The 22,248-nt window shown below is 39.5% G+C and carries 23 protein-coding genes; 20 read left to right on the forward strand and 3 right to left on the reverse strand.

Features of this window, described 5'->3' with window-relative positions:
- Window positions 1–656: 656 nt before the first annotated feature.
- The 9 genes from AQPE_RS19810 (at window position 657) to AQPE_RS19850 (ending at window position 11,181) form a co-directional block, all read left to right on the forward strand.
- Window positions 657–1,319: a metallophosphoesterase family protein gene (locus AQPE_RS19810; RefSeq protein ID WP_318348229.1), complete on the forward strand. Its 663-nt coding sequence runs from the start codon at window positions 657–659 to the stop codon at window positions 1,317–1,319.
- A 55-nt stretch (window positions 1,320–1,374) separates the two neighbouring features.
- Window positions 1,375–1,896: a hypothetical protein gene (locus tag AQPE_RS19815; RefSeq protein ID WP_318348230.1), complete on the forward strand. Its 522-nt coding sequence runs from the start codon at window positions 1,375–1,377 to the stop codon at window positions 1,894–1,896.
- The gene (locus AQPE_RS19820; protein WP_318348231.1) at window positions 1,889–2,530 is read left to right on the forward strand and encodes a hypothetical protein; all 642 of its coding nucleotides are present in this window, start codon (window positions 1,889–1,891) and stop codon (window positions 2,528–2,530) included. Before AQPE_RS19815 ends, AQPE_RS19820 begins: the two co-directional genes overlap by 8 nt.
- A 239-nt stretch (window positions 2,531–2,769) precedes the next feature.
- Entirely contained in the window at window positions 2,770–5,607 is a 2,838-nt protein-coding gene (locus tag AQPE_RS19825) for a type I restriction endonuclease subunit R (protein WP_318348232.1), read from the forward strand.
- 198 nt (window positions 5,608–5,805) lie between these two features.
- On the forward strand, window positions 5,806–6,498 hold the full coding sequence (locus AQPE_RS19830) for a hypothetical protein (protein ID WP_318348233.1): 693 nt from the start codon (window positions 5,806–5,808) through the stop codon (window positions 6,496–6,498).
- 1 nt (window position 6,499) lies between these two features.
- A complete protein-coding gene (locus AQPE_RS19835; RefSeq protein WP_318348234.1) occupies window positions 6,500–7,222 on the forward strand; it encodes a DUF3307 domain-containing protein in 723 nt (240 codons plus the stop codon).
- 1 nt (window position 7,223) lies between these two features.
- On the forward strand, window positions 7,224–8,819 hold the full coding sequence (locus AQPE_RS19840; protein ID WP_318348235.1) for a type I restriction-modification system subunit M: 1,596 nt from the start codon (window positions 7,224–7,226) through the stop codon (window positions 8,817–8,819).
- 2 nt (window positions 8,820–8,821) lie between these two features.
- Window positions 8,822–10,663, forward strand: a complete 1,842-nt coding sequence (locus tag AQPE_RS19845) for a restriction endonuclease subunit S (RefSeq protein ID WP_318348236.1) — start codon at window positions 8,822–8,824, stop codon at window positions 10,661–10,663.
- A gap of 23 nt (window positions 10,664–10,686) precedes the next feature.
- Entirely contained in the window at window positions 10,687–11,181 is a 495-nt protein-coding gene (locus AQPE_RS19850; RefSeq protein WP_318348237.1) for a hypothetical protein, read from the forward strand.
- Window positions 11,182–11,286: 105 nt separating this feature from the next.
- Here the strand turns inward: AQPE_RS19850 and AQPE_RS19855 are convergent, their stop codons facing one another.
- Window positions 11,287–11,469: a hypothetical protein gene (locus AQPE_RS19855; protein WP_318348238.1), complete on the reverse strand. Its 183-nt coding sequence runs from the start codon at window positions 11,467–11,469 to the stop codon at window positions 11,287–11,289.
- 335 nt (window positions 11,470–11,804) lie between these two features.
- Between AQPE_RS19855 and AQPE_RS19860 the strand changes: the two genes are divergently transcribed.
- Together AQPE_RS19860 and AQPE_RS19865 are read left to right on the forward strand one after the other, a co-directional pair.
- On the forward strand, window positions 11,805–12,239 hold the full coding sequence (locus tag AQPE_RS19860; protein ID WP_318348239.1) for a DUF6573 family protein: 435 nt from the start codon (window positions 11,805–11,807) through the stop codon (window positions 12,237–12,239).
- A 2-nt stretch (window positions 12,240–12,241) separates the two neighbouring features.
- The gene (locus AQPE_RS19865; RefSeq protein WP_318348240.1) at window positions 12,242–12,511 is read left to right on the forward strand and encodes a hypothetical protein; all 270 of its coding nucleotides are present in this window, start codon (window positions 12,242–12,244) and stop codon (window positions 12,509–12,511) included.
- Between the two features lie 148 nt (window positions 12,512–12,659).
- On the opposite strand, the gene AQPE_RS19870 is transcribed toward AQPE_RS19865, so the two are convergent.
- The gene (locus tag AQPE_RS19870) at window positions 12,660–12,971 is read right to left on the reverse strand and encodes a hypothetical protein (protein ID WP_318348241.1); all 312 of its coding nucleotides are present in this window, start codon (window positions 12,969–12,971) and stop codon (window positions 12,660–12,662) included.
- Window positions 12,972–13,269: 298 nt separating this feature from the next.
- On the opposite strand from AQPE_RS19870, the gene AQPE_RS19875 reads away from it, so the two are divergent.
- From AQPE_RS19875 to AQPE_RS19900, 6 genes are all read left to right on the forward strand, one after another.
- Window positions 13,270–14,358 (forward strand): IS4 family transposase, encoded by a 1,089-nt coding sequence (locus AQPE_RS19875; RefSeq protein ID WP_318347135.1) that lies wholly within the window; start codon window positions 13,270–13,272, stop codon window positions 14,356–14,358.
- 1,382 nt (window positions 14,359–15,740) lie between these two features.
- Window positions 15,741–16,049: a hypothetical protein gene (locus AQPE_RS19880; protein WP_318348242.1), complete on the forward strand. Its 309-nt coding sequence runs from the start codon at window positions 15,741–15,743 to the stop codon at window positions 16,047–16,049.
- Window positions 16,050–16,376: 327 nt separating this feature from the next.
- Window positions 16,377–16,547, forward strand: coding sequence for a hypothetical protein (locus AQPE_RS19885; RefSeq protein WP_318348243.1), 171 nt, complete (start codon window positions 16,377–16,379; stop codon window positions 16,545–16,547).
- Window positions 16,548–16,911: 364 nt separating this feature from the next.
- Window positions 16,912–17,397 (forward strand): J domain-containing protein, encoded by a 486-nt coding sequence (locus AQPE_RS19890; RefSeq protein ID WP_318348244.1) that lies wholly within the window; start codon window positions 16,912–16,914, stop codon window positions 17,395–17,397.
- Between the two features lie 347 nt (window positions 17,398–17,744).
- Window positions 17,745–18,152, forward strand: coding sequence for a hypothetical protein (locus AQPE_RS19895; RefSeq protein WP_318348245.1), 408 nt, complete (start codon window positions 17,745–17,747; stop codon window positions 18,150–18,152).
- Between the two features lie 341 nt (window positions 18,153–18,493).
- Entirely contained in the window at window positions 18,494–18,943 is a 450-nt protein-coding gene (locus AQPE_RS19900) for a JAB domain-containing protein (RefSeq protein WP_318348246.1), read from the forward strand.
- A gap of 26 nt (window positions 18,944–18,969) precedes the next feature.
- Here AQPE_RS19900 and AQPE_RS19905 read toward each other — a convergent pair whose 3' ends face one another.
- Entirely contained in the window at window positions 18,970–19,260 is a 291-nt protein-coding gene (locus AQPE_RS19905; RefSeq protein ID WP_318348247.1) for a hypothetical protein, read from the reverse strand.
- A gap of 155 nt (window positions 19,261–19,415) precedes the next feature.
- Here AQPE_RS19905 and AQPE_RS19910 point away from each other — a divergent pair, with 155 nt between their 5' ends.
- The 3 genes from AQPE_RS19910 (at window position 19,416) to AQPE_RS19920 (ending at window position 22,219) form a co-directional block, all read left to right on the forward strand.
- Window positions 19,416–20,318 (forward strand): toprim domain-containing protein, encoded by a 903-nt coding sequence (locus tag AQPE_RS19910; RefSeq protein ID WP_318348248.1) that lies wholly within the window; start codon window positions 19,416–19,418, stop codon window positions 20,316–20,318.
- A gap of 219 nt (window positions 20,319–20,537) precedes the next feature.
- Entirely contained in the window at window positions 20,538–20,927 is a 390-nt protein-coding gene (locus AQPE_RS19915; RefSeq protein ID WP_318348249.1) for a plasmid mobilization protein, read from the forward strand.
- A complete protein-coding gene (locus tag AQPE_RS19920) occupies window positions 20,915–22,219 on the forward strand; it encodes a relaxase/mobilization nuclease domain-containing protein (protein WP_318348250.1) in 1,305 nt (434 codons plus the stop codon). The genes AQPE_RS19915 and AQPE_RS19920 overlap by 13 nt, the downstream gene beginning before the upstream one ends.
- The last annotated feature ends 29 nt before the right edge of the window (window positions 22,220–22,248 follow it).

A 22,248-nucleotide genomic window follows, 5' to 3' on the forward strand; every position in this document is an offset into this window, starting at 1 on the left:
AGAGGGTGGTCAATTTGCTCCGGCGCAACCCAACCATTTTGACCGGCGGAAGGTGGTCAATTTGTTCCGGCGAACACTGGATATTTTATCCGGCGTGTCCACTTGTCTCATAGAATAAATTTTTAAAATGAACAAATAAAACACAGATTGAATAACTTCTATCGCATTAACAATTAGTCAAATATCAATTTGGGTAAATTGTAATATCTACAATTTGGCACATGAACGGAAACATAGATTTATGCCAGCGTTATAGTCTTAATTGCATTTATATATTATGATGAGGATTTAGGATCTTTCGACCCAAGTTCTGAGGATGGCTGATTTTTTTACCAAAACGTAATTTGATATTGTTTGGTTCACATTTCGTTGATTATTGTTTCATTTTTATTGCCAGGATTATTTTGCCAGAACTCCGACTGTCACTGTTGTGTTTTCTTTATTTGATCAAATTCTTTCGAATGTTGTTCGCTGATTTGCCTTGCTTAAAATTTTGTCTATTTGCCTGCATAAAAATCCGCAAGGATTGCTTTACCTTTGGTTTTGTGATAATTTTATGGTGTCTGGTTAAAAATATATGACAAACAGATTGTTAAGTTTATTGCATTGAAAATTTAATTTTACTATCACTCGTATTTCACCAAATGTTTTAAATAATGACTCAAAGACTTTTTGCTATTGGAGACATACACGGATGTTTTGATTCATTTCGAACAATGATAGAGCAGAAAATCCAAATTCGAAAGGATGACAAAATTGTACTTCTTGGAGATTATATTGATCGTGGAACTCACAGTAAAGAAGTTGTTGATTACATCATCGACCTGCAAAATAGCGGGTTCGATGTTGTTGCTCTGATTGGAAATCATGAATCTATGTTACTGGATACGATTTACAATAATGAGTATATTTCAACTTGGATTCAAAACGGAGGCTCCGAAACACTCAGGAGTTTTGGAATCAGTTCATTGGGAAAGCTTGCACCTCGATACATTGATTTTTTCAAAGGGTTGATTTATTATTATGAGTTTGAGGATTACCTTTTTGTACATGCTGGCTTTAATGATGCAATAAATAATCCATTTGAAGACCGGTATTACATGATTTGGAGGTGTAGAGAAAAATACGGGCATCCATTGTTAAAAGATAAAATCATTGTTCACGGGCATCGTCCCATTTCAATAGCTGTCTGCACGGATAATATACAAAGTCAGAACAAGTTGATTAATCTTGATACTGGGTGTGTTTATACTGATAGTGATGGTCATGGAAGTCTTACTGCACTTGAATTATATACAAAGTGTATCTATTTTGCTTGAGATGATAATATAGTTATATTTGCAATTCGCGAATCGCGAATTAATAATATTATATATGAAGAAGCACAACGGAATGCGGCCACAGGACATAGTCGTGTTATTGAAGATCGTGTCAATTCACAATCAACAGTGGCGTAATATTGATATTGCCAATGCACTTCAGGTGAGTCCTTCAGAAGTATCTGAAGCATTAAACCGATGTAGAATTGCTGGTCTGATTGACAGTAAGAAAAGAAGTGTCCATATCAATTCGTTTAAGGAGTTTCTTATATATGGACTAAAGTATGTATTTCCTGTTGAGCCAGGAGCTGTTGTTAAGGGCATTCCAACTGCACATTCAGCATCACCAATAAATGAGCATATCGCATCAGGTGGCGATGTTTATGTATGGCCTTATGCCAAAGGCACCCAAAGGGGACAATCAATTGAGCCACTTTATAAAACCTTACCGGCAATTATTCAAGAGGATAAATTGTTTTATGAACTATTGGCAATTATAGATACGATAAGGGTTGGCCGTGCAAGAGAACTGAAAATTGCCATTGAGGAACTTGAAAAACGATTAGAATATGCCTAGTACAAATATCAACATGCTGCAAACGGTGGCAAATGGTTTGGGTGAATTGAAAAATGACATGGTATTTGTGGGTGGGGCAGTAGCTGAACTTTATGCCAACGACCCGGCTGCATCCGATATTCGCCCAACATTGGATGTGGATTGTGTGATCGGATTAAGCACCAGACTTGAATTTTACAGATTGGAAGAAAATCTTCGTGCCAGAGGATTTGCAAACGATACTTCTTCAGGAGCTCCAATCTGCCGATGGATTTATAACGATATAAAGGTTGATGTAATGCCAACCAACGAGAATATCCTTGGGTTTAGCAATAAATGGTATGTCGAAGGAATTGAAAACGAAATTCAAAAGATACTACCCGACGGAACTGAAATATTTGTTTTCCCTCCAGAATATTATGTGGCGACAAAATTGGAAGCGCACAAAGGCCGAGGTGGTGAAGATTTAAGGCAAAGTCATGATTTTGAAGACATTATTTATATTCTCGACAATTGCCCGGATTTATTGAAAGATATTGTGATCGCCAACCCAACTGTTAAGGCGTATCTTAAAATCGAATTCAAAAGCTTATTGCAAAATAAAGGTTTAGTAGAAGGTATTGAAAGCGCTTTACCTTATGGCTCAGGCGTTTAGGGCACTGAAATTATTTATGAATTGATCCGGAATATTGCAGAAATTGAATGATTCTTATGTCCAAAACAGGATATCGATACAAGGAATTCCATTCATCGGTTGTCGATGAAGAAGTTTATTCCTGTAAAGACAATCCATACTATGGATAAGGTTGAAAGAGGCTTAACCTCTTTTTTAGTAGCCATTTTCCCGTTCTCTTTAACATTATTATTACATTTGAAAAATCAATCCAATCAACGTTGAAAAACGAAAAACTGACACGGAAAGAAATCATTGATCACCGACTTAAACAAGCCGGGTGGAATGTTACCGACTGTACTCAGGTAATTGAAGAATTTGACATTATTATTGACAAAAATGTGGCAGAGGAAGCTTCAACTCCATATGCTGGTCACCAATTCAGCGACTATGTTTTATTGGGCAAAGACGGCAAGCCATTGGCAGTAGTGGAAGCTAAAAAAACTTCGGTTGATGCAGCCATCGGGCGCGAACAGGCCAAACAATACTGCCACCATATTCATAAATCTACCAATAACGGATTGCCATTTTGTTTTTACACCAACGGGCACGACATCTATTTCTGGGATTTGGATAATTATCCACCGAAAAAAGTTTACGGTTTCCCGTCGCGTGACGATTTGGAGCGATACGCCTACATTCGAAAAGCACGGAAAGCCCTGGCTGGTGAACTCATCAATACCAAAATAGCCGGACGTGATTATCAAATCCGTGCTATTCGTGCAGTGATGGAAGCTATTGAAAAACGCAAACGCATGTTTTTACTCGTCATGGCTACCGGAACTGGAAAAACCAGAACCTGCATTGCCTTGGTTGATGCATTGATGCGGGCTGGTTGGGCTGAGCGGATTTTATTCCTGGTTGATCGGATTGCCCTGCGTGATCAGGCATTGGAAGCATTCAAAGAACATTTACCCAACGAACCGCGCTGGCCCAAACAAGGAGAAAAGGAAATTGTATCGGATCGGCGAATTTACATTTCAACGTATCCGACTATGTTGAATGTGATCCGTGATGAAGAAAATTCGCTTTCGCCTCATTTCTTTGATTTGATTGTAGTGGACGAAAGCCACCGGAGTATTTACAATACCTATCAGGAAGTGCTTACCTACTTCAATACCATTACCTTAGGCTTAACAGCCACTCCAACTGATGTGATCGACCACAACACGTTTCAGTTGTTTGAAACCGAAGATGGAGTTCCAACTTTTGCCTATTCGTATGACGAAGCAGTGAACCATATACCGCCCTACTTGTGCAACTTCCAGGTCATGAAAATCAAGACCAAGTTTCAGGATGAAGGAATCAACAAGCGAACCATTGCACTGGAAGATCAGAAAAATTTGATTCTGGAAGGAAAAGAAATTGAGGAAATCAATTACGAAGGCACTGAACTGGAAAAGACGGTAATTAACCGGGGAACAAATGCTTTGATCGTTCGCGAATTCATGGAAGAATCGATCAAAGACAGCAACGGTGTTTTGCCTGGAAAAACAATCTTTTTTTGCATCACCAAAGCCCATGCACGGCGTATCGAAGAAATTTTCGATTCGCTTTATCCTGAATACAAAGGCGAATTAGCCAAAGTTATCGTGAGCGAAGATCCGCGTGTTTATGGCAAAGGCGGGCTTTTAGATCAATTTAAACATAACGATATGCCTCGTGTGGCTCTGAGTGTGGACATGCTCGATACGGGTATCGACATCCATGAAATCACCAATCTGGTATTTGCCAAGCCGGTATATTCTTACACCAAATTCTGGCAAATGATTGGCCGTGGAACCCGATTGCTCGAATGCGCTAAAATAAAACCCTGGTGTACCCAAAAAGACGAATTCCTGATTCTGGATTGTTGGGATAATTTCGAATATTTCAAGCTAAATCCGAGAGGTAAAGAGCTAAGACCTCAGATTCCTCTACCTATTCGGTTGTTTGGGTTGAGGCTTGAAAAAATTGAAAAGGCAATTGAATTAAACCTTGCTGAAACAGCCGGAAAGGAAACTCAAAAACTGAAAACGCAAATCGACACTTTGCCCAAAACTTCAGTAGTAATTATGGAAGCCCGGAATGAATTGCGAAGTTTAGAGGATGAAAATTTTTGGATCAATCTGACCAGCAACAAACTGGAATTCCTGAAAACATTAGTAAAACCATTGTTCCGGACGGTTGCCGATACCGATTTTAAAGCCATGCGGTTTGAAAAAGATATTGTTGAAGTTTCGCTGGAACGACTAAAGGGAGACAATGCTCCCTATTCGAAACCGTTTTCACCGAACGATGTGATTTCTTCGAAATACGAAACCCTCAAATTAAGCATCATTGAGGAAATCGGGGAACTTCCGTTAAGTGTGAATGTGGTTGCCAAACAGGAATACCTGATCAGGCAGGCGCAAACCAACCATTATTGGGCGACCATTTCAGAAGAAAAATTCGATGACTTAATTGAAAAACTGGCTCCGCTGATGAAATACAGAGAATCGGTTATTCCGCTTGGCCCCGAAAAATTCAATCTGAAAGACCTAATCAGCAAAAAAGAATATGTGGAATTTGGGCCACAGCATGAGGCTTTGAGCATTGCCAAATATCGCGAATTGCTTGAGCAAAAAATCAACGAGCTGGTATTGGCCAATCCGATTTTGCAAAAGCTGAAAGAAGGTCAGGAAATCAGCGAAGCCGAGGCCGAACAGTTGTCGGAGGAATTGCACGATGAACATCCGCACATTACCATCGACTTGCTGCGCCGGGTTTACAATCACCGGAAGGCGGTGTTTGTACAATTCATCAAACACATTTTGGGAATCGAGATTTTGCAATCGTTTCCTGAAACCGTTTCAAAAGGCTTCGATGAATTTATTGCCGCACATTCCTACCTTTCGAGCCGTCAATTGCAGTTTTTAGACTTACTTCGCACCTTCATCATCGAAAAGGGTGAGTTGACACGGAAAAATCTGATTGAATCACCTTTTACCTTGCTTCACCCGGAAGGGATTCGGGGCATTTTCAATCCGAATGAGATTAATGAAATATTAAAATTGACCGAAAAATTAATTGCAGCATAAAGAAATAAGTGACCTTTTTAGGTTGTCATCTTACTTCTACTTGTTGACGTGTTGTTTCTAAATCTAGTCATAGAGTTAATGATGAGCTTATAGGTGATAGAACCGATATTGATTGAATATGTGTTAATTAACCGATAAATACTATTTATAGATGTTATTACCGATAGAAGTATTACATTTACTTCAAAATATACTCATATGAATAGAGCAGTTATTTCCGGAGATGTTATTGCATATACTAGTCTTAGTGATGCAGATAAGCCTAAAATTGAAAGTTCAATTGGTCAATTGTTTCAGGAATTAGGGGCTAGGTTTGATGTGTTTTCCCGTATGATTAAAGGTGATTATCTGGAATGTTATATTCCTGATCCTGCAAATGCACTTCGGGTTGCCTTATTAATAAAAAGTCGAGTTAAAGCCTGTGCTCTTGAATTAGAGGATTCGCATGACAAGAGATTAAGTGCATTTAAAACCTACGGCATTAGATTAGCAATTGGTATTGGCGAAATAACCCGATTTGATCGTGATAAAGGAATTATTGATGGAGAAGCGATCTACTTTTCAGGAAGAACGATTAGTGATATCAGTGCCACATTTGATAAAGAAAGGATTGTAATAAAAAACACCTTGTTTATTAAAACGAATGATGAACAACTTACCAGCGAACTGGAGCCGTTATTGGCCTTGCTGGATGTATTAATCAGTAAAGCCACGGCAAAGCAATCGAATATTCTCTACCTGAAACTATTGGGAAATAGCGAAGATACCATTGCGAAAGAATTGAAATTATTTCAATCAACGGTGAATGAACATTCAACAAGCCTTGGTTGGAATGCTATTGAGAAAGCTGTCTTGTATTTTGAAAAATTAATGAAATCTAAATCAGAGTAACATGATGACCTTTGCTCAAATCTTGATTTTGCAAATAATTGCCCATCTGCTTGCTGATTTTACCTTCCAAAGCCATGATATGGCTAAAGAGAAATTAGATAGTGGGTTTGCATCAAAGATGCTTAAATGGCACATTCTAATCGTTTTCATCCTTTCGTGGATACTCTCTTTTCAATGGGAATTTGTAGTTGTTTCTGCAGCTATAGCCTTGCTACATTGGTTAATTGATGGATTTAAGAAAATACTTGCCTCAAAAAATAAGATTGCGAAATACTCTTTTTTTATTGATCAGACATTGCACATGCTTGTAATAATAGGTAGTGTATTTCTTTTTGATCATTTTTTCGATATTCATACAAATCTACAACTGTCATGGTCTACTCATGAGTTGCTTATCGTTCTTGGATTCCTTTTATGTACAAAACCTGCCAATATTTTCATCGGGGAAGTGATGAAAGTTTATAATATTAAATTCACTGACAGTGAAAGCATTCAAAATGCCGGTAAACTCATCGGCAATTGCGAACGCATTATTTCACTGGTATTGATTTTAAATGGACAATTTGAAGCGGTAGGATTTATACTTGCCGGCAAATCAATATTACGTTACAAAGAAACTGAAACTCCGAAAACAGAATATGTTCTCATTGGTACATTATTGAGTTTCGGAATTGCAATTATTATAGGCGTAGGAATCCCATTTTTAGAAAAACTTATAAATTAGCATGTTACAAAATAACTCCAGCATAAAATCGCTCATCGACAAACTTTGGAACAACTTCTGGAGTGGCGGAATCAGCAATCCGCTTACGGCCATTGAGCAGATCACTTATTTAATTTTCATGAAACGGCTGGACGATCTGGAAGCCAAACGTGAACGTGACGCCGAATTTACAGGCGAGAAATACGTGTCGCGTTTCAGCGGAAAGTATAAAGTGCCAGGCAGCAGCGACGAAATTGACAAAGGCGAATTGCGGTGGAGCAATTTCAAACGCCGCCCTGCCGACGAAATGTTGCTGCATGTGCAAACTAAGGTTTTCCCGTTTCTGAAAGAATTTCAATCGGAAAGTAATTCTCCTGCCACGCTGAATGCCGCCGAGGGGCTTTTTACTAAACACATGGCCAATGCCGTGTTTATTATGCCAAAAGCTTCGTTGCTGGTCGAAGCAATCAATATTATTGAGCAGCTTTTTACTGAAATAGAAAAAGATGCCAGCGAAGGCGGACAGGCTTTTCAGGATATACAAGGCGATGTGTACGAATTACTGTTGAGCGAAATTGCCAGTGCCGGTAAAAACGGACAATTCCGCACGCCGCGCCACATCATTAAACTGATGTCGGAACTGGTTGCGCCGCAATTGGGGCAGCGCATGGCCGATCCAAGCAGCGGAACCGGCGGTTTTATCCTGGGCTATTACCAGTATATTCTGACCGATTTGGTTGGCAAAGCCGATCAAGCGAAATTGGTGGTTGACGAGGATGGTTTTGAACGGGCCACCATGAGCGCATTTCTGACTGAAGAGGTGAAACAAATACTGGAGAAAAGCATGTTTGGTTTCGACATCGATACCACCATGGTACGCCTCGGGCTGATGAACCTGATGATGCACGGCATTGACGAACCACGGATTGATTATAAAGACACGCTGAGCAAGAGTTTCAATGAGGATGCGCAGTATGATATCATCATGGCCAACCCGCCATTTACGGGTAACATCGACAAAGGCGACATCAATGCCAGTTTAAAATTGCCGACTACCAAAACCGAATTGCTTTTTGTGGAACGCATTTTTACCATGCTGAAAATGGGTGGTACTTCTGCCGTAATTGTACCGCAGGGCGTTTTGTTTGGAAGCGGCAATGCCTTTGTAGCGCTTCGGAAAATGCTGATTGAAAAAGCAGAACTAAAAGCCGTGATTGCCATGCCAAGCGGCGTATTTAAACCATATGCTGGGGTAAGTACCGCCATTTTGATATTTACCAAAGGCGGAGAAACCAATCGGGTTTGGTTTTACGATATGCAGGCCGATGGCTACACGCTGGACGACAAACGAAATAAAATTGACGCCAGCGATTTGCCCGACATTGTTGTGCAATTCAAAGCACGAAACAATCAAAAAGAAAACGACAGAGAGGCCAAATACTTCTTTGTTCCCAAAGCCGAAATTATTGAAAATGAATATGATTTAAGCATCAGTAAATACAAGGAAGAAGTGTACGAAGAGGTGGTTTATGAAAGGCCGAAAGCTATTATTGTAAAATTGGAAAGCATAGAAAATGGTATTCTGAGCGGAATTGCTGAACTAAAACAGTTCGTATAGATATGAAATTCAGAAAATACAAATTGGAAGATGTTTGCAACATTCAAATTGGCAAAACACCTCGAAGAGAAGTCAAAGAATATTGGGGAAAGGGTTATAGCTGGGTAAGTATTTCTGATCTGAAGTCGAGGATAATAACTACTACCAAAGAAGAAATAACAGAATCAGCGATTAAAGAATGTGGCTGCAAACTTATTCCAAAAGGAACCATCCTGATGAGTTTTAAGCTGAGCATTGGCAAACTTGCCTTTGCAGGAAAGGATTTATATACTAATGAAGCAATTGTTGGTTTAGAGATCAAGGATAAAAAGCTATTACATCCTGATTATTTGCTTTATGTGTTGAAAATTATCCCTTTAGTCGGTTCGAATAATGCTGCAATGGGCGCAACGCTGAACAAAGAATCTTTGAAAATATTGCAGCTTCCAATTCCGTCTCTCTCCGATCAACTCCACATTGCCAACCTTTTAAGCAAAGCCGAAAACCTGATAACCCAGCGCAAACAAAGCATTGCCTTGCTTGATGAGTTTTTGAAAAGCACGTTTTTGGAGATGTTTGGTGATCCTGTTAGGAATGAGAAAGGTTGGGGAAAAAATACCTTAAATACTGTTATAAACGGAATTGATAGCGGTTGGAGTCCTGTATGCCTAAATAAACCAAGAAACAATGAATCAGAATGGGCAATTCTGAAACTTAGTGCTGTTACATATAGGAAATTTAATCCTCTTGAAAATAAGCTTTTAGACCAAAGTATATCAATTAAGAAAGGGATAGTCCCACAAAGTGGAGATTTACTTTTTTCAAGAAAAAACACTTATCAATTAGTTGGTGCAGCAGCATTTGTTTTTGAAGACCACAAGAGACTTTTATTACCTGATACTATTTTCAGAATTAATTATAAAAAAGATAAAATTGATGGACTTTATCTTTGGTTTCTGCTCAATGATTTTACATTTAGAAATGTAATTCAGTCACTTGCTTCTGGAGCATCTGGGTCAATGCCAAATATTTCAAAAGAGAAACTCAACAGACTAAAAATATCAATTCCACCCATCAAACTCCAAACCCAATTCGCCCAAATCGTGGAAAAAACAGAAGCGCTCAAAGTGCAATATCAAAGCAGTTTGCAGGAGTTGGAGAATTTGTACGGCAGTTTAAGCCAGCGTGCGTTTCGGGGAGAATTAACCCTAAACCAGGCAGAACAACAGGTTTTAATGGCAGCAGAACCGGAGGCTAAATATGGGAAAGTGATTGAATTCACACCAAAGAAATGTGACTCAACCGAAAGAGCTATTCTTGCCGGTCATATTATAAACAAGACGAATAAAGAGGATTTTGGCCGTGTTAAATTCCAAAAGCTTTTGCACCTGACAGAATACTTTTGCAAAATAGATATTGATTCCAACTTTTCGAAGAATGTAGCTGGTCCTCACGATAGGCTATTAATTAACGAAATTGAATCCACATTAGAACGTTATCGGTTTTACGATATCAATCAATCTTGCAAAGGCAATCATAAAGTCAATTACAGGGCGCTGAGTTCGGTTGACGAACTGGAAGATATTTTTAACACCACTTTTGAATCGGAAAGAGAAAGAATTGATGCATTTCTGTCAAAGTTCAGGAAATCATCGTGGGAACAATGCGAAATTGTTTCAACCCTTTATGCCGTTTGGAACAACAGACTGATTATGAATCAAGAAATTACAGACGACTTATTGAAACAGGACTTCCTGAATTGGGATGTTCAGAAAATAAAATACCTGGATCGAATGGATGGCGCACTGCAATGGATGAAAGATAAGGGAGTAGTTCCCGACGGTTGGGGTAAGCTGATTGAATAGAATGCCAAATAAATTCTTTTACTATGTCGAACCATTGGAAACAACAAGGCATACCACACAAGGGTTGGCAATTGCAGGATGTAATTGATGTGAGGGAAGATGGTCAAACCGAATGGGAAACGAATTATGAAACCTGCATGATGTGCGGGAACGAGAAAATCAGATACGTTCATGTTGTATATCATCGTGAAATTAACGAAGAATATCGGGTAGGTTGTGTTTGTGCTGAAAAGATGACCAATGATTATGTGAATCCAAAGCTAAGAGAAAAAGAACTACGAAACCGAACAAATAGGCGGATCAACTGGACTAAAAAACCTTGGAAGGTCAATAAAAACGGGAACTTTTATTTGAAGTTTGAAGAACATCTTCTCCTGATCTACCGTGATAAGAAAACTCAAAAATTCAAGGCTAAAATCGGAGAAACTTTTGGTGCCAAATCTTTCGACACCGTCGAGAGAGCAAAAGTTGCTGTTTTTAATGGGATCGAATATTTCAAAAACAAAGGACAATGGTGAATTACCGCAACAAGTTCCGGAAAACATTGAGTCAATTTTTTAATTAGTGTAAAAAAACAGCCCCACCGCAAGAGCAGGGCTATAAAGCAATTTTGGGAAATTCTATTACTTTTCCCTGCGCACACCTTTGTGAGGCTGTCCCTTTTGGTTCACATCAATAAACTGCCCAGTGTTGGAGTCACGTTTCACCCACTGTTCGGTTTTAGGATTGAAAACCTGCGAACGTTCCTTAACAGCACCATTGCGTTGGCCGTCTTCGTTTATTCCATTTTCTTGCCATGGGTTCAAATTTTTGGTTCAAAAACTATTTAACACTATATATAGCGTACTACTCTCACTCAATTCCTCACCAAAGTTATTTACGCATTCCGGAAAAGTCAAGGGTGGCTTCGGTAATCCTTTTCCCTTCGATATGCCTATCGGCTACTCAGGGAACGGATCACCTCGCCACACTTCGTGCTCGGTCAAAAACCGAACGCTCTTCGACTGTTTCACGCTCAGGGATCGTTCGGTTTTGTGACATTCGCCCTTGACTAGAATCCGGTCTGCTCAATGGTTCACGGTTCAAAATTAACCGGCGAGCCAGAAGCCAAAATAAGTCTTCAGGGCAGGAGCAAAATCAAATGAAAGATTCAAATGGATGGAAAATTGTTTCCACGTATTCAACCAAACAAGCTGTTGATGACGGGTTTCTTGTAAAGGTTGATAGTGAAGCCTCGAAGGAAGCAGGAATTAAGTTTCCGGTTTACCTGACTCGTGCTGCATGGGACAAGTACGTTGAAGTTCCGAAAGGTATGGAGCAGGTTCAAAACCTTTCAGGACGCCTTTGGGACGTGATGTTCATGTTTGCTTTTCAAGCCCGGAAAGTTTCTTCCAACTTTTTACAGTTTGATTTTATCAGCTTTTTGCCTGATGAAGGTAATTGGGAACCCAATGAAAAGCTTGAATCTCCCGAAAATCGACTCAACAGACTGGTTACCCTCAAAGCCGTGATTCAGGCACAGGATTTCGACGATCCGTCACCGGCTATTTTCATTATGAAGCCAAACGAAGACTGATTATGGCAACAAACAAATCTTCAGAAAACTTCCTCCAATCGGGGGAAGTTTCTTTTAAGGGCTTTATTGCTGGCCTTGCTGAATCGAAAGATAAGTACAACCGGCACAAAAGTATGATACTGTATGGTTCCACATTTATTATTTCAGCATATCGAACCGGCGAAAAGCTTTTAGTGAAACAGGAGTTCAATATTGACGAACTTACTAAAGCCAGAAAGTTTTACCGGTCTATCCGCTTTTTTAAGACACATTCATCCTGGTTACAGGAATAAATATCAGAATTATGGAAAAACACTGGACAGCTTATCTGCCGGAAGCCGGTAGGATAAAAAGAAAAGGCGATGATTTCATGTTCTTTTTACGAATTCCTCATATGATCTAAGCCCTGTGGTTTATCCACAGGGCTTATTTTAAGTTCAATTACTTTACTTTCGACAATTCCGCAATTTTATCATTAAGAATCTTACACCACTTTTCTGATAATTGAACTTCACCGGTTAAAGTTAAACGGTCATAATCAGCATTATAAAACTCAACTTTAGTGTCGGGTTTGTTTTTATCAGGATTGACAAATGACAATTCAATCTTATCAACAACTTTTAAGCTGCCTTCTTTCGTACTAACGGACCTACTGGATTCAATTACACGGCATTTCAGAATATCTGCAAGATCTATTTGTTGAGATGATTCAATGCTATTTACATTACTTACTACAAATACAATATTGGCCACTTCGTCAATTCCTATAAATGAATTGTTTAAGCGCTCATACTTTGAAATCTTACAATTATTTTTTCCTGCCAGCTCGAAAAGTGGTTGTAAGAGTTGTGCTTCTTTTTGTTTTTTCTTTCTGCTCTGTAATACAAAAAGTACGATACAGAAAAGTATTATGGCTATTGTAATTATTGTTGCTTAGTACATGACAAAAACATAAACAATTGATTATCAACAAAATAAGCATTAAAATATTTGCATAAAACCCTGAATATCATTATCTTACAAGGGATTACCACATCACTTAGTAAGAAATATGACACCCAGGGTAGATGCTAAAAGTAGTGAATTAGTTTCCATTTTCCATAAGCAATCAGGTTGGAATCTGGCACGAGTAAAGTTCTTTGTTTTCATGATCAGTGCACTATGTAAGGTGCAAACAGTTGGTTTTGAGAAGTTGGCTACAGCTTTTGACAGTAATGCCAGTACCAGTTCCTCTCTGAGGAGAATACAGCGGTTTATGTCTGAATATCTACTTGATACAGATTTGATCGCCAAATTAATATTCAGACTATTACCTCATGAACCACCTTTCCGTCTGGCAATGGATAGGACAAATTGGAAGTTTGGACAGCAGAATATCAATGTATTGGTAATTGCAGTTGTTTATCATGGAGTTGCTTTTCCGCTGTTGTTTAAGTTGTTGCCCAAGTTTGGTAATTCAAACACCAATGAACGCATTGAATTGATTGAACGGTTTATCCGTCTTTTTGGATCTGCTTCGTTGGATTGTTTGACCGCAGATCGGGAGTTTGTTGGAGAACGATGGATCAAGTATCTGAATGAGAACCGGATTCGTTACTATATCCGCATCCGCGAAAACTTTTGGGTTTTGCAACCTCACAATGGCAAACGAGTTAAAGCCAGTTGGCTGTTTGCCGATTTGCCGCTAAATGGTTGCCGAGTGAACCACCGTATTATTTATCTGAACGATCAACTGTGTTATCTGTCAGCCTCTAAAGTAAAGAACAAAGATGGAAAGCCTGAATTGCAGATTGTTATCTCATTCAACAAGCCAGAAGATGCACTTTGTATTTACAAAGAACGATGGCAGATTGAAACTGCTTTTAGAGCTTTAAAAACAAGTGGCTTTAATATTGAAGATACACACTTGACTGAAATTGGAAGAATTGAAAAACTGTTTGCATTGGTGATAGTAGCTTTTACATGGGCATACCTTGTCGGTGATTATTTGCACAGATACATCAAACCAATCCCGATCAAGAAACATGGAAACAAAACTAAAAGTCTATTCAAATATGGTCTAACATATATTGCAACTGTTCTTTTAAACGCTTTCTTTCAAGATGATATCGATATTTTTAAATTTTTGTCATGTACTTAGTTATTGTTGTTAAGTCCATTTTTAGATGTATTAATATGATTTATAATAGAAGTTCAGTCATTGATATAGCTGAACAACCTGTAAAAATAAAATTGTTGGGATATATTGAAGGCTTAAAAATGGATCACCAGAAGTAATGGAAAGGGAAAATAATATCGGTTTTTTTGAACCGAACTACTATATTTTCCGAATAAAAAAAGTATGTAGAGTATGAATTACGAAGCAAATGAATCGCTGCTAAAGAAAAAGCTGAAAACTGGTTGAAAGAGTTTTTAAGGCTGGTACGAGATATGTTATTATGTAAGCTAACGGAACTTTCGGATTGTTCAGTATGGCAAAATAAGTTGGAAGAAACTATCGAAGAACGGTATTCGGAATCGGAGTTCTTTGAGTAATCTGTATAATTCACAGCATTTCCGCTGTAAAAGCTTATGCTTAAGCAATACAGTGCTAAAATGGTAAGAAATCCAGTTATTTTTAATAGCTTTTTCACATCACAAAGGTATAATTTTTAGATGACTACTACCGACCATCCAAGCATCACTCTAATTTCCCTAATATCTGATTTGATCCGTCTTTTAGACATTTTAGTTGAATTTCACAAAGCTACCTGCATGTGTGATAGAAGGGTAGGCTCCTTGCCTGCGGCCAGTAGCTTTCCACCGTCCATGGTTCACAAGCTCACGCTCCACTTCGTCCCACCTTATTTGCTCTCCGGCCACTGTCATCCACCAGCCTCGGCACCCCGCGCATGAGTGGCTGCTTCCATTTTATTTCATCTACCACACTCGCTTTAGCCTTTCCCACACGAAACAGAAAGTGTGACATAAACCAATCCCCAAAAGTGGAACCCGTTTCTATTATGAAGGCGGTTTTTACTTCCCAATGATAAGCCTTTGGGCTTTTGAGTTTAGAAAGTCAATTTCCATTTCGCCATTCTTTATATTCTCTTTAGGCATTTTTTTACAGTCTGTGCCATGCAATCTTTATTAAACTTGGGTATTGTCAGTTGAATTGCCGAATTAGTGCAATTCATAGGCCCTCAGAAACCGGTATTAAATCTGTTCGAGGAATTGCATCGCTTAGCTTCCGATAAAAACTTCCGGGTTCAAGCCTAAACTTTCGCATGCCTTTCCGGTAATGGCTTTTCGGGTCAAGCAGGTCATAACTAATTTTTAAGGTCAGTTAGATTTATCTGCAAAGGTTGGACACGTTTTTGTCGTTCGGTCCCCTCAATCAAGGATTTTCCCGGCATATCCTTGTTCTAATTCTCACCCGGTTGGTGAGCCTGTCGAACCACGGTATTCCAGTTCCTCCATGATTGCGCCAAAATCCGCGTCCTGTTCACCTGGCATATAATTTTAACTTTAAAAATTTACGTTATGACAACTTTTGAAAAACATTACATTGGAAAAGGAACTCAAGTAGCAGATCTTAACATCGTTAAAGTAGTTCTACCAGTTGAAGGAATCGAAGCAGCAATATTCGAAAAGGAAGGAATCAAATACATTGGTTTCGAAGTGGCTAAAATGAAAACTCCTGACAAATTCGGCAGAACACACACCTGCTACTACCAAACCAAAGTTTACACCGAAGATGCACCTGCTGCACAGCCAGAAAAGCAAAAAAAGGCAAAGAAAGCTTCTAAGAAAGAACCAGCGGTGCCAGAAGAGGATGATCTGCCGTTCTAAAACTTTCAAAAAAGCCGAAAGGCTTTTTTGTTGGTCACTCAACAAATGGGACTTTATTTGAAATTCCAGATTCAAACTTACCACAATACCCCAAACGACTGATTCCAATAATTTTTTTAGCTGATCAGGTAAGAATTTCATTGCTTGTTTTTATGAAATTATACGCGAAGATGTAGGGCCAATTCGGAACTGCTTCGCAGGCTACACAAAGAATTTCCGGCATATCCTACCCCCGAATGCTCGGGGGCTTAACGGTATTCCGTTCCTGTTTGTGTATTCCGAAGTGGTCCCAACGGCGAAAGGCATATAATTTCTAAAAACTATCGCATGAAAACTTACACTTCAAAATCAGCCAAAGACAATCAGGATAACAGTTCAGTTTGGGAAGCATTTACGGAGTATTTAAATTCAGTTTATTTCGAAGGTGCAACAGAAACCCTTGAAGAAGAACTAGTAAAATTTGAATATGCAGTTTATTTAAGTTGTTACGGGAATTAACCGTAACAACTTAACTGAATAATCCCCAGAGGCGAAAGCCTCTTTTTTATGCCCAATTAATTGCTAGTCAACTATAACAAATCAATTGTCATTAATTAGAGGAGGTGTACTCTCACTCAATTGTTGAGCAAAGTTATTTTCGCATCCCGGAAAAGTCAAGGGTGGCATTTCCTCTCACTATTCCCATCTAAGCCACACTTCGTGCTCGGTCAATAACCGAACGCCCTTCAACTGTTTCACGCTCAGGGAACGTTCTGTTTTATGACATTCGCCCTTGACTAGAATCCGGTCTGCTCAATGGTTCACGGCTCAAAATTAATTGGAGAGCCAGCCCAAATAAATCCGCAGGGCAGCGGTAAATCAGATGTTGAAGTTTTTTGAAAATGTGACAACGCTAAACGAACTTCGGAAAGAGTACCGGAGATTGGCATTTATCTACCATCCAGACAAAGGTGGTGACACTGTGCTGATGCAGATTCTGAACGACAGGTACGAACGCCTATCTGAAAAGTTTATTAAAGAAAATGTAGATTTTTCAGAAGGACGTAAGGAATATGAGATGCAGGTTTCCGAAGAAATCCGGGATATGTTAGACCGCATCATGTTTCTCAAAGGTGTGGATATTGAAGTTATTGGCGGATGGATCTGGATTACCGGAAATACGTTTGCCATCAGGACAACATTGAAAAGCCTGGGATTCTTGTTCAGCCATCCGAAAACAGCGTGGTACTGGCACAAAGGTGAATATCGAAAGAAAAGCGGAAAGATTCAATCCATGGATGAAATGAGAGATTTCTGGGGTTCTCAGAAGATGGAAACTCAACCCGAAACATCGAATCAATTAAATTAATCAACAGGGCGTGCCAGACCATACCTGAGTTTACCAAAGGTTGCCCAAATAAGTCCGCAGGGCAGCGGCATTTCACATGAATATAGAATTAGATATTGCAACAATCGATAGGCTTCTCAATGCCATCATGTTCTGTTTAGGTCCTTCATTAGACGACAACAGCATCCGGGAATCACCTTGGTTACTTGAACTGGCCGAGTCTTACAACGAAATCGTTGCTCAGTTGCCAGTCGGATGGAGATTAGATCATCATCAGCTTATCCATTTTTAATTCACACGGCGCGCCAGACCAGCCCTGAGTTAATCGAAGGGTGCCAATATAAGTCCGCAGGGCAGCGGCAATACCTATGGATTATTTAGTAGTTGGTTCAAACGGTTTTGCACAAGTTGGTGATCTGGATTATTTTACCAAAGCGAAAATCGAACTTCGAGTTTTACTTGATTTTTTGCAAAGAAATTATCCTGTTCCTGATGAATTTGCCTCAAAAGCCTATTACTACATCAAAGCTTTCAACCATGATTTTGGAACCTACCATGAAGTTGTTGTCATCTTCGATGATCAATATCTTTCCGCTCTGGAGGATTCCGGACTTGAACCAGATACGGAGTTGTTTGGTAAGTTCTGGAACTGGTTTAATTCGGTTGAGTTCGTTGATTTGGAATCGGAAGAGCTGACCGGGCAAATACGGCATGCTTACCTGAATACTCTGGACATTGAAAAAGGTGATCATCTGAAAGTTATTCGTGTAGCCTGAATTTCAAAAAAGGGTGAAAAACCCTTTTTTTTTCGTTCATGGGTTTTCGCCAGTTCCGTAATGCTGTTTTTTAAGTTTTTTACTCTCACTCAATTTTAGCGCAAAGTTATTTACGCATTCCGGAAAAGTCAAGGGTGGCTTTTCCCTCCTCACTTTCCACCAGCGCCACGCTTCGCGCTTGGTCAAAAACCTAACGCCCCTCGACTGTTTCACACTCAGGGGACGTAAGGTTTTATGACATTCGCCCTTGACAAGAATCCGGTCTGCTCAATGGTATTCGGCTCAAAATTAACCGGCGAGCCAGAAGCCAAAATAAGTCCGCAGGGCAGCGGTCAAGAACAATGAAAACGTATAAGAAAATTCTTCCATTAATCACTTTGAAGAAAACCAAGTCAGATTTTCCATGTGCAAAGATTGTAACATCAGCCGATGCTAATGAATTCATCCGCAATTTTTACTCGGATGATATTGGAATCTTTGAAAGTTTTTTCATCCTGTTGCTCAACCGAAACAATACAACTATTGGATATGCCAAGATTTCACAAGGTGGAATTATTGGAACTGTTATCGATGCCACCATTATTGCTAAGTACTGCGTTGAAGCTTTGGCAAAATCAGTAATCCTTGCTCACAATCATCCTTCCGGCGGACTTGTTCCCAGTCAGGCAGATAAAGATATCACACGGAAAATAACAGATACCCTAAAGATTTTCGATTGCACAGTTCTTGACCATGTTATCCTTACGGAAGAGTCTTACTTCTCCTTTGCCGATGATGGATTGATGTATTAAAATGAGCCCTTCGGGGCTTTTTTTTATCATTTGCCATTGCCCAGCATATTCAGCTTTTCGCTTAATTCAATAAGTCCGGCTTTCTGTAAGCAGTCGCTGGCCATTGCCCTCAGTTCTTTCAAATTCTCTTCAGGAACATTGTTCAGAAGGTTGGATGATTTATCATCATCCTTTGCTGTCAGCCCCCGCTCAATAACACTATTGAGCAGTAATACATTTTTACGCGACATTTTCAAATCAATCTTCACCGTTTCATTCATGCCAGGGATACTCAAAATGGTATCATAAACCTTGGCCACATCATTTGTTGTCAGCATAATTACACGTTTAAAATTAGACAAAATTTACGCTGTAAAAGTAATGAGCCATTTTCAAACCATCCCAGTCAAAATATAGTGAGGATAGGTAAAGCCCATACCGCTTATTTACCTTCGTATCATTGAACTGAATAGTGAACTTGAAAATGTGCGGTATGGATTTCAGGAATCAAGTGCTTTCCATTAGCGAAGCAAAAGAAATGGACATGGTAAATTACCTGTCCGCATTGGGCCACGAGCCAGCAAAGATCAGGAACAATGACTATTGGTATTTATCTCCACTTCGGGAAGAAAAAACACCATCATTTAAGGTAAACAGGAAGCTTAACCGGTGGTACGATCATGGTCTGGGCAGAGGGGGTAACCTGATTGATTTCGGTATAGAATATCACCATTGTACTTTTGGCGAATTGCTTAACAAACTAAGTGGTAATCTTTCTTTTCAAAAGCCACATGCCCAGATGGTGAAAAGTGTGTATGAGCAGGAGCCTAAGATTAAAGTTTTGAGCGATTTTGAACTCACTTCATATGCCTTATTAGGGTACCTGGAACAAAGACATATCCCAATAGAAATTGCCCAAAAGTATTGTCGTGAAATTCGTTATGAATTGAACGGTAAAACCTACTACGGCATCGGTTTTAAAAATGATTCAGGAGGATGGGAAATTCGCAATCCTTACTTCAAAGCAAGCAGTTCGCCAAAGGATATCACCACCTTAAAAAATGGTTCGGATGAGGCAGTCGTATTTGAAGGTTTTACCGATTTTTTATCCTTCCAGTTTCTCCAAAAAAACCTTCCTGAAAACAGTCAGGATTTTGTGGTTTTAAATTCGGTTTCCTTTTTTGAAAGAGCACGATTATTTATGGAACAACACCAGTTGATTCGACTTTACCTGGACAGGGATGCTGCCGGACTAAAATACTGTCGGCGCGCACTTTCAATGAGTACTAAATATACCGATGAAAGCAAGCTATACAAAAAACATAAAGACCTTAATGACTGGATTGTAAATTTTGACAAGTTGCAGAAAATGCGATTAAGGCAAAAGTTAAGATAGTTCTGAAATTTAATTGAATCAATCTGGAAGTGCCTGAAAGCGGTAAAAGACATTTATAGGTCTGACAGACGTTCGAAGGGCTGGGAGATTGCCACGTTCCTGCAATCGGCAAGATGTCCGTTTGTCCGACAAACGAATCTTGCCGCCCCACACTCGGAACTCGTGGGCGGGGGACACTGATAAGATCAGATGAGTTTGAAAACGATAAAATGAGAAGAGATGGGAAGAGAAAATTCAAACAGGACACGAAAAATCAGCCTACGGTTAACTACTGCTGAATACTTGAAAGTTGAACGAAAATGGAAGACCAGCACTTGTCGAAAGTTAAGCGATTATGTGCGGCATAACCTTTTTGATAAACCAGTAACCAGTTATTACCGGAACCAATCTTTGGATGATTTTATGGAAGAAATGATACTCCTCAGAAATGAGCTGAACCACATCGGGAACAACTTCAACCAGACAGTAAAACGACTGCAAACACTTAGCCAGATTGCTGAATTCAGAAGCTGGCTGATCGCTTATGAGGTTGAGAAAAAGACACTCTTTAACAAGGTGGACGAGATCAAAAAGCATATTCAAAAAATAGCTGAATCATGGTTACAGTAATCAAAACAGGAAACTCCATTCACCGTATTTTTAACTACAATGAGAATAAGGTAAAAGAAGGAGTGGCGGAGTGCATTGGGGCCGAAAATTATCCAATTGATGCGAATAAAATGAACCTTTCGATGAGGCTGAATCGTTTCCTGAAACAGATTGAACTCAACGAAAATGTAAAGCGTAACAGCGTGCATATTTCTCTGAATTTTCATCCTTCAGAAAGCCATTTGTCCAAAGAGAAATTACTTGAAATCGCAGCGACTTATATGTATAAGATCGGCTTCGGGAAACAACCGTACATGGTATACCAGCACCATGATGCAGCGCATCCGCATATCCACATAGTATCCATTAAAGTGCGTCCGGATGGCAGCCGGATTGATATGAACAACATTGGCCGCAACCAATCGGAACAGGCACGAAAAGCCATCGAAAAGGAGTTCGGACTAGTCAGTGCTGAAGCACAGAAAAAACAGGAACAATATCGCTTAAACCCAGTATCCGCGGCAAAGGTGTTGTACGGTAAGACGCAAACCAAAATGGCCATACAAAATGTATTGGAGGCGGTGTTAAACCAGTACCGCTATACCAGCCTTCCTGAGTTAAATGCAGTACTCAGACAATACAACGTAATTGCAGAAAGGGGCAACCAAGATTCGAAGGTTTATCAGCACAAAGGTTTGCTGTACCGGATACTGGATGCTGACGGAAATCCAGTTGGTGTGCCGATCAAAGCGAGCCTGTTTTATAACGATTCAACACTTAAATTTTTGGAAGAGAAGTTTAAGGAAAATGAAGCAAAGCGGATACCTCACAAGTTACGGGTTAAGAATGCCATTGATATGTTCTTAACGGGAAAAAAAGCAACACTTCAGGATTTGATAAAAGCATTGGAAAAGCAGGGTATTCATGTCGCCCTGCGCCAAAATGATACCGGTTTGATGTACGGTATCACTTATGTGGATCACCAGACCAAATGCGTGTTCAACGGGAGTGTATTGGGCAAACAATACAGTGCAAAAGCCATTCAAGAACGTTGCCAGCATAAAGCAGTACCTGAACAGAAGTTGCCTCCGCATTCAGCCCAGGAACCAACTGGGTTACAGCCTCAGGCTACCGCCGTTGAGGCAGAAACCAAAGCGTATCCAAATGCTATGCAGATGACCGGACCTTTCAAAGAAATTGAAAATTTGTTGGATACTCTGATACAAACGGAACATACATCGAATTATCTGCCTTACCAATTAAAAAGGAAAAGGAGAAAAAGGAAAAGAAAAAACCTGAATAACAATCAATAGCAACAAATAACAAACAAAAAATCTTAAAG

The sequence above is a fragment of the Aquipluma nitroreducens genome, assembly GCF_009689585.1.
In the GTDB taxonomy this organism is placed as follows: domain Bacteria; phylum Bacteroidota; class Bacteroidia; order Bacteroidales; family Prolixibacteraceae; genus Aquipluma; species Aquipluma nitroreducens.

What these genes read in the sequence shown, in the direction of transcription:
- AQPE_RS19865 (WP_318348240.1), top strand. Translation starts at nt 12,242, where the DNA reads ATGGCAACAAACAAATCTTCAGAAAACTTCCTCCAATCGGGGGAAGTT.
- AQPE_RS19915 (WP_318348249.1), top strand. Translation starts at nt 20,538, where the DNA reads ATGGGAAGAGAAAATTCAAACAGGACACGAAAAATCAGCCTACGGTTA.
- AQPE_RS19850 (WP_318348237.1), top strand. Translation starts at nt 10,687, where the DNA reads ATGTCGAACCATTGGAAACAACAAGGCATACCACACAAGGGTTGGCAA.
- AQPE_RS19830 (WP_318348233.1), top strand. Translation starts at nt 5,806, where the DNA reads ATGAATAGAGCAGTTATTTCCGGAGATGTTATTGCATATACTAGTCTT.
- AQPE_RS19910 (WP_318348248.1), top strand. Translation starts at nt 19,416, where the DNA reads ATGGATTTCAGGAATCAAGTGCTTTCCATTAGCGAAGCAAAAGAAATG.
- AQPE_RS19885 (WP_318348243.1), top strand. Translation starts at nt 16,377, where the DNA reads ATGAAAACTTACACTTCAAAATCAGCCAAAGACAATCAGGATAACAGT.
- AQPE_RS19880 (WP_318348242.1), top strand. Translation starts at nt 15,741, where the DNA reads ATGACAACTTTTGAAAAACATTACATTGGAAAAGGAACTCAAGTAGCA.
- AQPE_RS19835 (WP_318348234.1), top strand. Translation starts at nt 6,500, where the DNA reads ATGATGACCTTTGCTCAAATCTTGATTTTGCAAATAATTGCCCATCTG.
- AQPE_RS19905 (WP_318348247.1), bottom strand. Translation starts at nt 19,260, where the DNA reads ATGCTGACAACAAATGATGTGGCCAAGGTTTATGATACCATTTTGAGT.
- AQPE_RS19840 (WP_318348235.1), top strand. Translation starts at nt 7,224, where the DNA reads ATGTTACAAAATAACTCCAGCATAAAATCGCTCATCGACAAACTTTGG.
- AQPE_RS19900 (WP_318348246.1), top strand. Translation starts at nt 18,494, where the DNA reads ATGAAAACGTATAAGAAAATTCTTCCATTAATCACTTTGAAGAAAACC.
- AQPE_RS19895 (WP_318348245.1), top strand. Translation starts at nt 17,745, where the DNA reads ATGGATTATTTAGTAGTTGGTTCAAACGGTTTTGCACAAGTTGGTGAT.
- AQPE_RS19920 (WP_318348250.1), top strand. Translation starts at nt 20,915, where the DNA reads ATGGTTACAGTAATCAAAACAGGAAACTCCATTCACCGTATTTTTAAC.
- AQPE_RS19845 (WP_318348236.1), top strand. Translation starts at nt 8,822, where the DNA reads ATGAAATTCAGAAAATACAAATTGGAAGATGTTTGCAACATTCAAATT.
- AQPE_RS19820 (WP_318348231.1), top strand. Translation starts at nt 1,889, where the DNA reads ATGCCTAGTACAAATATCAACATGCTGCAAACGGTGGCAAATGGTTTG.
- AQPE_RS19875 (WP_318347135.1), top strand. Translation starts at nt 13,270, where the DNA reads ATGACACCCAGGGTAGATGCTAAAAGTAGTGAATTAGTTTCCATTTTC.
- AQPE_RS19810 (WP_318348229.1), top strand. Translation starts at nt 657, where the DNA reads ATGACTCAAAGACTTTTTGCTATTGGAGACATACACGGATGTTTTGAT.
- AQPE_RS19815 (WP_318348230.1), top strand. Translation starts at nt 1,375, where the DNA reads ATGAAGAAGCACAACGGAATGCGGCCACAGGACATAGTCGTGTTATTG.
- AQPE_RS19890 (WP_318348244.1), top strand. Translation starts at nt 16,912, where the DNA reads ATGTTGAAGTTTTTTGAAAATGTGACAACGCTAAACGAACTTCGGAAA.
- AQPE_RS19860 (WP_318348239.1), top strand. Translation starts at nt 11,805, where the DNA reads ATGAAAGATTCAAATGGATGGAAAATTGTTTCCACGTATTCAACCAAA.